Source organism: Reinekea sp., from assembly GCF_046710285.1.
In the GTDB taxonomy this organism is placed as follows: domain Bacteria; phylum Pseudomonadota; class Gammaproteobacteria; order Pseudomonadales; family Natronospirillaceae; genus Reinekea.
Genome location: NZ_JBKEGY010000004.1, coordinates 85203 through 99736 on the forward strand (window position 1 = coordinate 85203; position 14534 = coordinate 99736).

Genomic DNA, 14534 nt, shown 5'->3' on the forward strand with positions numbered 1-14534 from the left:
ATGCAAGTAACTGATATCAACAGCGATAAAGCACCAAAGATAGTATTTCCCTGTGCCGATTACATGATTAAGGTCGTCGGCGATGAAACGCCACTGTACCGAGGTTTTGTTGCCAGTGTGCTTACGAAATTTGATAGTCGAGTAACGCCGAGTTCTTTTACCGAGCAACCTAGTAAAAACGGACGTTTCGTGAGTCTGACCGTTAGAATGCATATAGAAAAAGAAGCCGATCTTGCCAGCCTATTTGAAGAGCTAAAAAACAACTCTATGGTAAAAATGGTTCTTTAACGGTGAGTGAGTTACCGGTAATTATTCGAGATTTAGGCCAGGTTTCATATCTTGAAACCTGGCAGCAGATGCAAAACTTCACGTTAGAGCGCGATGAAACAACAGTTGATGAAATTTGGTTGCTCGAGCATGAACCTGTTTTCACTCAGGGCCAAGCGGGCAAAGCAGAGCATATACTGAACCCGGGAGATATCCCTATCGTAAAAGTCGATCGGGGTGGTCAAGTGACTTATCACGGACCAGGACAATTAGTTGCCTATGTGCTGTTAGATATGACTCGAATTGGCTCTGACGTTCGTAAGCTGGTTAGTGCGCTAGAGGCGAGTATTGTTAATACACTTGCTCACTATGATGTTAAGTCAGCACCGAAAGCCGATGCTCCTGGTGTTTATGTGGAAGAGCGGAAAATATGCTCACTTGGCTTAAGAATTAAAAAGGGTAAAAGTTTTCACGGGCTGGCACTCAATATCAATATGGATCTAGAGCCATTTCTACGCATTAACCCTTGTGGTTACGCAGGACTAGAAATGACGCAACTTAATGAATTTACAGCAACCCCTGACATGGCTCTTATTAAACAACAATGGGTCGATGAATTTTGCCAGGTACTTGCCATGCAACCAAAGTGGGATACTCAATGACTGATACAGCATCAAAACCGGCAAAGCCTAAAAAGCAGCAAGGCGTTAAATTACGTGGCGCGGATAAAACAGATCGTATTCCGATTAAAATTATCCCTACTGAAAAAATGTTGAAAAAGCCAGAGTGGATTCGAGTTCGCATTCCGGCATCTCCTGAAGTTGCCAACATTAAGAAAAAACTACGTGATCATAGCCTTCATTCGGTTTGCGAAGAGGCGAATTGCCCAAACCTTGGTGAGTGTTTCAGCCACGGTACCGCAACGTTTATGATCATGGGCGATATTTGCACGCGCCGTTGTCCGTTTTGTGATGTTGCACATGGACGTCCAAATGCACTTAATGAGAAAGAGCCTGAAGAACTCGCTAAAGCCATTGGCGAAATGGGCTTAAAGTATGTCGTTATTACTTCTGTAGACCGCGATGATTTGCGTGATGGTGGCGCTCAACACATTGCCGATTGTGTCGCGGCTGTACGTAAACATTCTCCAGGTATTGTCATTGAAACTTTGGTGCCAGATTTCCGCGGCCGATTAGAAGTTGCCGTTGATATTATGGAGACTGATTCACCCGATGTTTTTAACCATAATTTAGAAACCGTACCGTCATTATATAAAAAAGTACGTCCTGGCGCCGATTATCAACATTCGCTTGACCTGCTAAAAGCAATGAAAGAGCGCAAGCCTGAGATCAAAACCAAATCTGGCTTAATGGTCGGCGTAGGTGAAACCATCGAAGAAGTTAAAGATGTGATGCGTGATTTATACGCACACAAAGTCGATATGGTTACTATAGGTCAATATTTGCAGCCTTCGAAGCACCACTTGGCGTTAGAGCGTTTTGTTCATCCTGATGAGTTTAAAGAGCTTGAAGTATTTGGTATGGAACTTGGGTTCGAAAACGTTGCCTCTGGGCCGCTGGTTCGTTCAAGTTATCATGCTGACTTGCAAGCTAAAGGCGAACAAGTAGGGTAGTTAATGCAGTTGCTTGACTGAATTAAACAAAAAACCGCGTAGAATATACGCGGTTTTTTTGTTGTATAGACCTTATCAATAGATAAGGTCTGATCCAGTAAGTTTATAGAGCTGGCACAACGGTTAATATTGCAGGCGTTGTGCTGATCGCAAAGTACTCTGGGCGGTACATGTCTTCAACCATGCTGTTCGGAAAGCTATAGGTGCCAGGCGTAACGGCTCTAACTAAATAAAACAGCTTGGTGTCTGTCCAAGTAGATAAGTTCACACCAGCCACGTAGCGGTCATCTCTATACTCTTCATAAACAACTTGATAACTGCGGAAGTAGTTCCCGACGTTGTCGCCGTCGATTTCTATTTCATCTAAATTAACCGATGCATTGAGTAGGTTTTGGTTTTCAAGTTCAAAACCAGCCGGTAACAAGTCTACCAACAGTGCTTCTGGGTAACGCAGTTCTTCGCTGCGTAAAGTGATCTTGGCAATGAATAAATCGCCCGAGGTCACTGGATCAGTAAAGTCGACTCGATTGCCATTTAGGTCATAGAAATTTCTATTGATTCTCATGCCTGCTGAGGCCGTTTCTGGGGCTTCTGCCGATACGCCATTCCAAGCAATGTTGGCGTAAACCTTTTTATCCTTGGCATCAATAGACGTAATCGAGTTGAGCTGAGTACCGTTGATTAAGGTGTTGAATGGGGTTGTTTGGTTGATGGCCTGATTAAAATCAGTGGTGACCAACGACGCCTGCCAAGTTGCACCAGATTCCGCATAAAACTTACCCACTTTCGCCAAGGCTATTCGCTCTTGAGTGCTGAACCAGCGTCGAGTTTGTAGTGCTGTTTCCAGTTGAGAAGGTTGGTTGCCATAGTCGAAGCCGTGCTCCATAGCCAATGCTAACGTTAAAGCTGTATCGCGCACGGGTGATCCATAATCTGCATAGTAAAATTGTCCAGTTCGCGACTGAGACAAAGACTCTAAGGCAGCTTCATCAGCACGCTGATCATCTCCTAGTAGTTTTAAGGCGACGGCTAAATGCATCCAAGGTAAGCTCGACTGAGTTACTTTTTCGCTTTGCAGCGTGCCGTAGAGGCGACGAACATCACTTAAGTTGGCTTGGTTTGCTTTGGCTAATACCATCGCGGCATAAGACCGATACGCTATCTGATAGTAGTTGGCATCGTCTGACCAAATGTCATCATTGGTGTTGCCCTTGAGCATTTTAGTTAAGTACTTAAGGGCATTGTTGATTCTATCTGTATCAACACTGTAGCCAATATTACGAGCATCGACTAACAACTCGGTTGCATAAACCGAACCCCACATAGAAGTTTGAGAGCTGTTATTCCAATAGCCAAAACCGCCATCATTTTTTTGCTTCGTCAATATCTGATCAACACCTTTTTTAATTTGTGCTAAGCGGAATGATTCAGAAAAAGGCTCTTTAAAACGAGTGTTAAAAGCGGCTTCTAAATTAAGCGCGTCAAAGGCGGCTTGATCAATCAAAATCCACGGGTAAGTTGAACTGGTGGTTTGCTCTAAGCAGCCATAAGGGTAGCTTAACAAGTACTCTAGATGACTGCTAAAGTTGATGGCTGGCCTATCAGATAAGGTGACCTGAGCGGAAACAGTTGTTTCTATTAAATTAGAAATATCAATATTGGGTGCCCATGATTGTTGAGCGTCGATAACTTCACGAACAATGTTGGTCTGAATTGGATAAGGTGCGCGCGTGCCAATAGTCCATTGCCTCGTGGTATGAATATCGTCACCGTTGCTGATGTCGATAGCAATGGTACCAACACCGTTATAATCTACCGCTTGGATAGGAACTCGCAGGCTATGTTTCTGTTTATCGTCGAATGATTGAGTTAAATGGAAATCGTTCGCGGTAACCGAGCCAGTGACATGAATGTTGATGTCTAGCTGTTGTTCGCTGCCCGATAAATTATGCACGTCTAATGTGAGTTCAGAAGAATCACCCATGGCTAAGAATCGAGGCATGGATAATTGAGTGACGAGTTTATCGGCAATAGTAGTTTCTTGTTCTGCACTGCCTACGGTTTCATCTGACCAAACGACGGCCATCCATTTGACGCGACCGTTGAATGCAGGGATATCAAATTCAAACTCCGCTTTGCCATTGATCACTTCAACAGGCTTAGAGAAGTAAGAAATAATTTGTACGTCAGTCTTAGGTTTATCACCACCTCGACTGAGTTGATCATCGGTATCATCAAAACCGCCGCCAAAGCTTTGTGCGTAAGTTTTATAACCCAAGTTATTGATGATGTTACCGTACATATCATAATACTGAGTTTCAAAACGTTTGGCTGAATAGAAAAATGACTCAGGCTCTGGTCGCTTAAATCGGGTGATGTTCAGAACACCTAAATCAACTAGCGCCATAGTCGCCCAAACTTTTTGCCCTTCGGCCACGCTAACATTATTGACGATTAACTCTGCACGCGCGATTTTATTAGGCTCAATTTTCTCAGCGGCATTGATGGAAACATCAAATACGCTATTGCTACGTTGTACGGGTAAATGGCTAATACCTAACGCACGTTGAGGCGCCACTTCATCGACTTGGTCGGCGGGAGAAATCACCATGATCGATACATAATAGTCGTGTCGATCCCAGTTAGGATCCACATTTAGTTCAATGTGGTTAAGACCTTGGTTGGCTGTGAACTTATGAGAATGAGCAATGCCATTGGTGTTTTCAACTTGCAGCGTAGCTTGGCCAGCGGTTGCGCTGTTAAATTGGATTTTAGCGGTAGAGCCCGGTTCGTAGTGATCTTGGTCTAAAACAATATCAATCACTTCTGGACGCATAGAAGCCGTACCAGAGTTTTGCCAGCTGTATTGAGTTCTAAAAGGGTGAACGGTCTTCATGCCTGAAGCTGAAGTAACTTCGAGCTCATAATCACCCCATTGCAATGGCAATTCGATATCAATACCGTTTGTTGGAATAGTCAACTTTTGCGAGAATGCAACATAGACATCGGCGTTGTAGCGCCAATTCCAACCGTTGTCATTGTCATAGAACCAATAATAATCACGCGATTTACGCACCAACGAAATCGAAACTTGATCTTCTTGTGCTATGCCATCGCTATCAACGCTGATCAGATTAAATTTAGCTTTTTGATCTGCTTTAGGTCGTTCTTTGAATGCCCGTTTAACACCCACGTACTGCGCATTCGTATTGGGTAATTGAATGACAGATTGGCTGCGCGTAATAGGGCGGCCGCCTTGCTCAAACACACTAGCTGTTACGCGGTAATTCAATGGAATGCCTAGCTCAGACCATAAGTCTGGAATTTCAAGTTCACCATAACCAAGCTTATCGAGATTGATATCACCAAGTTGTTGAGTTTGACGCTGTATTGATTTAGTCGGGTCACTAAAGCTGTAGTCTTGCCATTGCTCAAATAAATTAGTGGCCGCGGTAACGGTGACAATACCATTGGCTCGATTGCCATCAGCAGGTGCGCCGTATAGGTAATCGGCTTGGATAGGCACCGTTGCTGTATCTGGCTCAAGATAACGATATTTTTCATATTCGCCATCATAAAACTCAAGAGCAAGACGTTCAGGCAAAAACTCTTCAACTTTGAAAGTGTAATCGCCTTGATACAATTGGCTGTTCGGTAACACAAATGACCAATCACCCGTCGGGGCACTGTCACCTAATTCGAATTCAAATAAATAATGGCCGTCATTGTTTGCGCGCCAAGTGAAGTTCTTAACTTTTGAACCACGAGAGTCATACAAGGCAGCCGGCATAGGGGGAGTTTTGGTGGTGATGCCGTCATAGTTTTTTAAGATCATGTTGATCTCGACGGTTTCACCTGGGCGATATAAGTCTCTAGGGCCGTAGATGAATGGTTGCAGTTCTTGATGGCGTGTAGGGCTGTTGCCATAAGAAGATAAATCGAGTTGATTGCTTTCGGTTCGAATAAAGCTCACTTGGTCATTGTACTGGGCAACAATTAGATTTGGTTTCATGTTCGAATTAAGGCGATGTTCGCCTGATACATCTGTAAAACCATTTTGATGTTGCTGAGTATTGTTGCCATTGCCACGCCAGTAATAGGTTAGCTCGACATCTTTTGTTGGTTTACCCGTTGTTAAGTTATGACTTAAGACCTGTATTTCATCTTTGTAGAATCTCGCGTGTAAACCGATATCAGAACGGGTGAAAAATAACGTGTCGTGTTGATAATCGTATTGTCCTGGCTTACGCAGTACCGCAACGTAGATGCCATCGCTATGTTTGTTTAGAGCAGGGCTTAGGTCTAAGTTAAGTGTCGTGCGGGTATGCTTTTGAAGATCAAAGTCATAATGCGCTGTGTGCACCAGCTCTGCCCAGCTATTTAACCGAGTTAAATCATCGTAATAAATACGGCCATTGTAAAATGTATCTGCTAAAAATTTGTCACGTTGCTCATCGCGGACTCGGAAAACATCGAGTTCAACGGCATTCATGTTGACCGCAGTGATGGGGATTTCATTTTGCTGTTTGCCAGATAGGTACTGACCTGACTGCGCAAAAGAAGCGGACGGTATAAGTTGCTTTGTGTTGACTGTCCAGTTGTTAGAGCGGAGCTTTACATTGCCTATTGTTAGGTCTCTAACATCAAATAGGTTGCCGTTTTTTGAGGTAACACGGTCATCAATAATGACGCGATATTTTGTATTAGGCTCAACGAAGGGTAAAGTCCAGCTGTAGCCTTCATCTAAGGTTAACCAATTGCTGCCGTTCTCAAGTTCAGGAATGACCTTGACGAAGTTGGCTAAATCAACTGACTCATTGACCGCTTCGGTAAAACGAATAATTAGGGCGGGTGCATTGTCATAACTCGACTCAGCAACCTTTGAAGCATAAAAGTCAGCAAAGCTCGAACTTGCCATTATTAAGCCGACGAGCGTAACAACTGCCAGCGCAGTCCTTTTCAACATGGTGGTTTCCTTTTAAACGTTATAAAACTGGCTGTTAGTTTAGCCGTATAATATAAATTTTCTATGACCTTAGCGGAATTATTAACCTCAAGGCGACGCTTGCGAAAAAACGTCTAGGGTGCGCCTTGCCATAAGTCCATTACGGTCAGTCACGATCAGTTCATATTGATTTTGAGCTTGGGCAATAAAGGTAAACGAACTCGCCGAGTTGTTGGCTAGTTGTCCATTTAGGTACCAATTGTACGGTGTTTGACCGCCTTGGGCAAAAACCTTGACGGCTTTTTTAGTTTGGCTTGAAATCATCAAGGCATCACCCTCTTCAATGCCCGAGAGCCTTAATGGTAAGCGGTTAACATCCATAAGTTGATTCGGACAACGAGAGTCAAACGCTGGGATTTTTGTCGTAGATTGGAAAGCAGGCGGCAACCAAGGCTGTAGCTGAGAAGGCCATAATGACACCGCTTTATCAACGCTTTGAACTTCACAACCAAAAGGTACGCTAAGGCCAGAGTCAATGGCAACCCGAATGGTTTGTTCTGAGGCATTAAAGGCTTGGTCTTCTTTACGGGTCGTCATCCATGTATGAGGAATGGTTGCATTGACTATCCAAGCAGAGTGCTGAACATCGCAAGGTAAGTCAGTTTTGACTCGACCACTTGGCCAACAGATTTCAACTTCTTTTACCGAGTCCGGTTTACGCGGTGTTAACGAAGTTCTAGGCAGCATACTCGCTAGTTGCATTAATAACGGCACCGCCGTTTGACGACCGTGATGGGCAGCGATGGGTTGGCCATCTGGACGTCCGACCCAAACCCCTAGGGTGTATTGTTCAGAAACCCCTATGGCCCAAGAGTCTCGATTACCGTAGCTGGTTCCTGTTTTGATGGCAAGGCCTTTTGGCGCGTTGTCTGCGGTCAGAAGTATTTTCCGGATCGTCCATGCTGCACCTGGGCTGAGTAAGCGACTTGAGGCTGCAGAGCGATCTGAATCAATATAAACAGGCGTTACGGCAACACCATCATTGCCTAACGCAGAATAAAGACTAACCAGTGATTCCAAGTTAGTACCTAAGCCACCTAAACCTATAGATAAAGTAGGTGGCTCGGCAGTCGGTAATTGTAAGTTGGCGCCTGATTGTTGTAGAGCTAAGTAGAGGTAAGCGGGACCCAGCCTTTCAAGTACTTGAACGACTGGAATATTCAGGCTTTTCTGCAAGGCTAAGGCAACGGTGACCGGACCACGAAATCCACCGTTAAAATTTTGTGGCTGGTAATCGGCAAACTGCAACGGAACATCCATCAATAAGCTATGGCTGTGGATGAGCCCTTGGTCAATGGCTAGACCATAAATAAATGGCTTGAGTGTCGAGCCAGGTGAGCGAATGGCTTGAACCATATCGACATAGCCGTCACGCAGCGGGTTACTAAAATCAGCACTGCCGACGTAAACTTTTACCGCACCTGTTTTGTTATCCATGATGAGTGTGGCGGCTGAAGCTGCATCATCAATACCTTGTACGTAGTCATACAGCCTTTGCTGCGCGACGCTTTGCCAGCTCAAATCAATATGGGTTTTGATTAACGGCTGCTCGGAATTTAATGTTAACCGCCGAGCTAGAATAGGCGCATTTTGATAGCGCTCGATATTAACAGCCTGAATCGTTTCCATTTTTGCATCAAGTACAGTATCAGCTGTCCAAACGCCTAATGTTTCCAGTCTATCTAGCAGTTTATCGCGCGCTAAGGTTGCGGCTTCTGGATGTCGATCTGGGCGGTAGCGTGATGGCGCTTGAGGTAAAACGGCTAACAAAGCTGCCTGAGCATGGGTTAGGCTTTTTGCATCGTAGCCAAAATAAGACAACGACGCCGCATGCACCCCTTCGATGGTGCCACCGAAAGGCGCGTGATTTAAATAGAAGGTCAGGATTTCATCTTTGCTGAAATGCAATTCTAATTGCAGTGCACGAACCACTTCTTTGAATTTACCAATAAGTGTGCGTTTTTCTGGGTATTGAATCCGCGCGACTTGCATTGTAAGCGTTGAACCACCGGAGACGATGCGACCATTGGCTAGCCATTGCCAAAGCGCACGCGTGAGCGCAACTGGGTTGATACCAGGGTGATGATAGAAATACCTGTCTTCATAATTTAGCAGCGCTTCAATGTAGAGCGGCGATACCTCATTGACTGTGACAGGGTAGCGCCAAACGCCAGAGGCATCTGGGAAGGCTCGCAATGGCGTGCCGTTGTCAGCTAAAATTATTTGGCTAACATGCTTTGGTTGTAAATGGACAGGTGCGATGGTATCTGTGATTAAAAAGCCAATCACGATAGTAAACAAGAAAGAAATAAAACCAAGCAATAGTGGATGGCGGCGAAAGATACGCTGCCAAAATTTAAGAATACTCACAGTGGCTTGGTTATTTTTTTCTTCATTCACGACATCAGACAGTCTTGAGGCTCACTTGATTAATGCGGTCACGCAGTGTTTTTGCTTCTTGCGCAGCTGCTTCAGCAAAGTTGTCAGCTTGTGATGCATATAAAATATGTCGAGAAGAATTAATCATCAAACCTTGGCCATTGGCAAAGCTACCGTTTTGAACGGTCGACTCTAAATCACCCCCTTGAGCACCAATACCGGGGACTAAAAACGGCAGGTCAGGAGCGGCGGCTCTTATGCTCGCCATTTCTTCTGCTGCAGTCGCGCCAACGACTAAGCTGATGTTGCCATGTTCATTCCAGAGCTGCTGGGCTTTTCGTGCAACATGTATGAACAGAGGTTCGCCATCGATTAATTGGTTTTGGAACTCCCCCGCAGATGGGTTTGAAGTTCGGCAAAGTACAATAACACCTCGGTCTTGGTATTGAGCAAATGGCAATACGGTATCGCTGCCCATATAAGGGTTTACGGTGACGGCATCGGCTGCATAGTGCTCAAAGGCTTCGCGTGCGTACATGGTCGCAGTACTGCCAATATCGCCACGCTTAGAATCGAGAATCACTGGGACATTCGGGTGTTGTTGTTTAATGTAGTTTATCGTTTGTTTTAGTTGTTGCTCGGCTGCTTCTGCGGCGTAGTGAGCAAACTGCGGTTTGAAACAACAGGCAAAGGATGCTGTGGCGTCAATAATAGCTTTGTTGAATTCGAAAATCGCGTCAGGCTGACCTGAGAATGATGTTGGAAAGCGATCAATAAAAGGATCGAGTCCGACACAAACTTGGGTGCCTGACTGCCAACGTAGGCGTATAGAATCGATAAAATTCAAATGAGAGCTCCAACGTAAATTCGCCCAGCATGATGGGGCTGTAGGCCAATATTGTCAACTGGTCAACGATTTTAAGTAGACCTTTGAATTGCGCTGAATATTGTACAAACGTTGTTTGTTTTCAGGTAATTCAGCAACCGTTGCTGAGCGAAAGCCTCGCTCTAAGAACCAATGTTCTGTTTGTGTTGTGAGTACAAAAATCTGAGCTATTTTTGCTTTTCTGGCTTCACGTTCTGCCGCTTTGAGAAGCGCGTCCCCTCTACCGCCTTTTTGGTAGTCGGGATGCACGGCAATGCTCGCTACTTCAGCAATATTGTCGGAAAGCGGGAAAAACGCAGCACAGCCAATGATCATTCCATCACGTTCGTTGACTAAGTAATGCTCAATATCGCTTTCTATTTTTTCTTGATCGCGTTTGATCAAAATCTGTTTGTCTTCGAGTGGCTTTAATAACGCAGAGATGCCAGATACGTCGGTAATGCGTGCTTTACGGAACGTGTCGTAATGGTCACGAGCAATTAAGGTGCCCACGCCGTCACGGGTAAATAACTCACTAAGTATAGCGCCATCTTCATTACCGTCGATAAGGTGACAGCGAGGAATTCCTGCTTGACTGGCTTTAAGCGCAACTTGTAATTCCAATACGCCTCTGCTGTTAGGGTCGAGCTTACTGGTGGCTTCTTCTAATGCCTCGATGCTGATTTCTTTTTGTCCATCGGTTAAGTCATGGGTATTATCGCCAACGATAACGACTTTGTCGGCATTGAGTTGCTGGGCGACATCGACGACCAATGACTCAGGTGATAAAAATAAAACATCGCCTGTAATACTATATCCAATAGGGGGAATTAACACCAAGGTCTGGTTGTCTAAGTGCTCTCGAATGGCTAAATGATTAATACGACGAACTCGGCCTTGTGCCATTAAGTCGATACCATCGACGACACCGGCTGGACGTGCAGAAATAAAATTACCGCTAACAACTTTGACATTAGCACCGTGCATGGGCGAGTTGGTCAAGCCTTGGCTGAACATGGCTTCCATGGTGTAACGACGCTGGCCAATTTCAGCGGTAATATTACGCATTTCGTCAGGGTCTATTTGAACATTAGGCGATGGATTCGACTGTTCCTGATGGGCATCAAACAAGACCACTAGGCGTAAGCCTAAACTGTTTAGAAGCGCCATATCACTAACAATCGCCGCCAACCGAGCTTGATCTAACACCTTGCTGCGCAGCCACAGTACAGTGGTCTTACCGCGATAAGCATGGATATAAGGTGCGCTGAGTCTGAAGCTGGTGACGAAGTCCATTTAATACTCTTTAAGTTCAATAATAGAAACAATGACGACTGTATTAAAAGGTAGAAACAAATGCGAGGTTTTTTGTGGAATCGGGAGGGTTTTATTACCCTTTACCGTTTAATTAGTAACACGGAGCTACGCTTAAACGATAAAAGGTAAGGATGATTACAAAACTTTAGAAAAACGCTGGGACGTTTGCTCGTTAAAGTAAGCATCAAAGGCTAATAAAATAGGACGTAATAATAATCGCCCAAGCGGACGAACGGTGACTACATCTTCATTAATGGTAACGAGGTCATCTTTTGATAGTTCGATCATGCGTTGCCATTCTGCATCGAAATATTCAACTGCGTTAATATTAAATTTTTCTGATAACTCCGTTAAAGACAAGCGGCCTTGGCATGCCAGTTGGCCAATGACCCATTGGCGAATTTTATCATCATCGTTTAAGAAAATACCGCGTTTAATGGCGAGTTGCTTTTTCTCAATGAGGGCTTCGTATGGGGCGACTTCGTGATGGTTCTGCAAGTAAGCTCCATTAATTTGGCTAATACCAGAGACCCCTAATGCGAGCATATCGGTTTCGGCATGAGTGGAATAACCTTGGAAATTACGCTGTAAAGTGCCTGCTTCTAGTGCCTTACTGAGCTCATCGGTTGGTTTAGCAAAATGATCCATGCCGATGTAAATGTAGCCTTCTTTTTGTAATAGTTCGATGCTATCACGTAAAATAGTGAGTTTTTCATCTGCGATGGGAACGGTTTTTGGATCAATCCGACGTTGTGGCTTAAAACGCTCTGGTAAGTGTGCATAGTTATAGAGACTAATGCGGTCAGGGCTGAGCTGCAGAGTTTTTTTCCATGATTCTATAAAGCTAGCTGATGTTTGTTTTGGCAGTCCACAAATTAAGTCAAAGTTAATTGAGGTATAGCCAAGTTCACGAGCTCTATTTACTTTTTCTTCAACCAATTCAAAAGACTGTACTCGGTTAATTGCAACTTGCGTGTCATGGTTAAAATCTTGAACGCCAAAGCTCACTCGGTTAAAGCCACGACTACGTAATAATAGCAGCATGTCATCACTGGTTTCACGAGGATCGAGCTCAATAGAAAATTCCCCCGGATGTACTTCAGGGTCCCACTCAAAATAGATTGAAATCAAATCGAGTAGGCGAGTCATTTGAGCAATGGTTAAAAAAGTTGGTGTTCCACCACCCAAATGTAACTGGGTGATGGGTCTTTGGCCGAAATTATGGGCTTGAATAGCCATCTCGCGTTCAAGCATATCTAGGTATTTATCAGGGCGCTCGCGATCTTTGGTGGCGATTTTATTACATGCGCAGTAAAAACAAATGTGCTCACAAAACGGAATATGAATATAAAGTGATAACGCAGAGACATTGGTAATTTGCTGGCTTAAATGCCCTTCGACCTCAATGGGTTGCAATGTAGTAAATTGTACAGCCGTTGGGTATGAGGTATAGCGGGGGGCGTTTATATCGTATTTGCGAATTAACTCTTCATCCCAAGGCACATACCATTGATTTGGTTGTGTCATCAGTTGTCTCCAGTATCACTGCTTTAATGTTAAGGGACTTTAACGAAGGCTTTGTTTTTGAGGTTGATTCAGGTCAATGCAATATAAGGTAAGCAAAGAAAGGTGGTAGCTAAATGGCTTAGCTACCTACAAAGGAGTAAAACGGCTTAGTTTCCGTCGGTAAAGAATTCGCGGGACCCGTAGACGACCATGGTTTTACCTTTAACCGAGACTAAACCTTGCTCTTCTAAGCCCTTTAATACTCGACCAACCATTTCACGTGAGCAGCCAACAATACGACCAATTTCTTGTCGCGTGATCTTAATTTGCATGCCGTCTGGGTGAGTCATCGCATCTGGCTGTTTACAGAGATCAAGTAGGGTGCGAGCTACACGACCAGTAACGTCTAAAAAGGCTAAATCGCCTACCTTACGAGTGGTGTTTCGAAGGCGAGTCGCCATTTGTTCACCAATAAAGTACAGCATTCGGCCATCGTTATGGGTGATTTCTCGGAATTTAGAATAAGATATTTCTGCAACTTCGCATTCTGTCTTGGTTTTAACCCAAGCAGAGCGTGAATTCATTGAGTCAAAGAGGCCCATCTCACCAAAGAAATCCCCCGCATTCAGATAAGCCATGATCATTTCGCGACCATCATCTTCTTCAATAATGACGGAAACAGTCCCTTTAATAATATAGTAAAGAGAATCGCTTTTATCGCCAGCGTAAATCAAGGTAGTCTTAGATGGGTAACGACGACGGTGACACTGAGATAAGAAATAATCTAAATGTTTATGTTCGAGAGTATTAGTGACCATTCGTAATGAATTCCAATTCTTTAATTAGCAAGCCATAAAACTAATGTATTAAGACTGATTTGTGCTAAAACGGTTATTTCAAAGCATTATGCGGCATAATAAAGAGTCTGACCATGCCCAATCACTGGATGTTTGACGCACTTCCCGTTTTTAGTGAAAGTTCGTAAAAACCCAGTAGATACAAGTGTAGTTAGGTTTAACATAAATGCATGTTTTAATACAGTGAAAAAGCCGAGCGACTCTAGATTTACGTCAAGTAAACGGCTGTTATTAATTTTCTTAGGAGCAATCATGAAAGCAGAACTTAATTGGGCCGGAGACAAAGCCTTTTCGTATACGACGAATAGCGGCTTCGAGGGATTTCTAGATGGCGCAGCCAAAGATGGCGACAACGCTAAGGGCCCAAGTCCAATGGAGATGATTCTTTGTGGCTTAGGTGGCTGCTCCTCTTATGACGTGGTTAATATTTTAAAGAAAAGTCGCCAAGACGTAATCGACTGTAAAACCGAATTACAAGCAGAGCGAGCCGAAACGGTGCCAGCCGTCTTTACCAAGATACATCTACATTTCACCGTTTCTGGTCACAACCTTAAGCCTGTTCAAGTTGAGCGAGCGGTAAAACTATCGGCTGAAAAGTATTGCAGTGCATCCATTATGTTGGAACGTGGCGGCGTTGAGATAAGTCACAGTCATACGATTATTGAATTGGCATAACAACTGAATTTAGCTTAAAGTTGGATTTAA

10 protein-coding genes are annotated in these 14534 nt (G+C 44.2%); 4 read left to right on the plus strand and 6 right to left on the minus strand.

Annotated elements, in window-relative coordinates; all coding sequences use genetic code 11:
- Genes ACI882_RS04500 through lipA form a run of 3 tightly spaced genes read left to right on the plus strand, consistent with a single transcriptional unit; the run spans position 1 to position 1900 of the window.
- The gene (locus ACI882_RS04500) at positions 1-288 is read left to right on the plus strand and encodes a YbeD family protein (protein WP_411744691.1); all 288 of its coding nucleotides are present in this window, start codon (positions 1-3) and stop codon (positions 286-288) included.
- Positions 289-290: 2 nt separating this feature from the next.
- Positions 291-929, plus strand: coding sequence for a lipoyl(octanoyl) transferase LipB (gene lipB / locus ACI882_RS04505; RefSeq protein ID WP_411744690.1), 639 nt, complete (start codon positions 291-293; stop codon positions 927-929).
- Positions 926-1900 (plus strand): lipoyl synthase, encoded by a 975-nt coding sequence (gene lipA / locus ACI882_RS04510; protein ID WP_411744689.1) that lies wholly within the window; start codon positions 926-928, stop codon positions 1898-1900. The genes lipB and lipA overlap by 4 nt, the downstream gene beginning before the upstream one ends.
- Before the next feature lie 103 nt (positions 1901-2003).
- On the opposite strand, the gene ACI882_RS04515 is transcribed toward lipA, so the two are convergent.
- From ACI882_RS04515 to crp, 6 genes are all read right to left on the minus strand, one after another.
- Entirely contained in the window at positions 2004-6866 is a 4863-nt protein-coding gene (locus ACI882_RS04515) for an alpha-2-macroglobulin family protein (RefSeq protein ID WP_411744688.1), read from the minus strand.
- 87 nt (positions 6867-6953) lie between these two features.
- Complete coding sequence (gene pbpC, locus ACI882_RS04520) at positions 6954-9305, minus strand: penicillin-binding protein 1C (protein WP_411746239.1); 2352 nt, start codon at positions 9303-9305, stop codon at positions 6954-6956.
- A gap of 4 nt (positions 9306-9309) precedes the next feature.
- The gene (gene pyrF, locus ACI882_RS04525; protein ID WP_411742897.1) at positions 9310-10131 is read right to left on the minus strand and encodes an orotidine-5'-phosphate decarboxylase; all 822 of its coding nucleotides are present in this window, start codon (positions 10129-10131) and stop codon (positions 9310-9312) included.
- A gap of 54 nt (positions 10132-10185) precedes the next feature.
- Complete coding sequence (argA, locus tag ACI882_RS04530) at positions 10186-11445, minus strand: amino-acid N-acetyltransferase (RefSeq protein WP_411742898.1); 1260 nt, start codon at positions 11443-11445, stop codon at positions 10186-10188.
- Positions 11446-11601: 156 nt separating this feature from the next.
- Positions 11602-12993, minus strand: a complete 1392-nt coding sequence (hemN, locus tag ACI882_RS04535; RefSeq protein WP_411742899.1) for an oxygen-independent coproporphyrinogen III oxidase — start codon at positions 12991-12993, stop codon at positions 11602-11604.
- Positions 12994-13139: 146 nt separating this feature from the next.
- Positions 13140-13790, minus strand: a complete 651-nt coding sequence (crp, locus tag ACI882_RS04540; RefSeq protein WP_411742900.1) for a cAMP-activated global transcriptional regulator CRP — start codon at positions 13788-13790, stop codon at positions 13140-13142.
- Positions 13791-14081: 291 nt separating this feature from the next.
- Between crp and ACI882_RS04545 the strand changes: the two genes are divergently transcribed.
- Positions 14082-14504, plus strand: coding sequence for an OsmC family protein (locus ACI882_RS04545; RefSeq protein ID WP_411742901.1), 423 nt, complete (start codon positions 14082-14084; stop codon positions 14502-14504).
- Positions 14505-14534 lie beyond the last annotated feature (30 nt).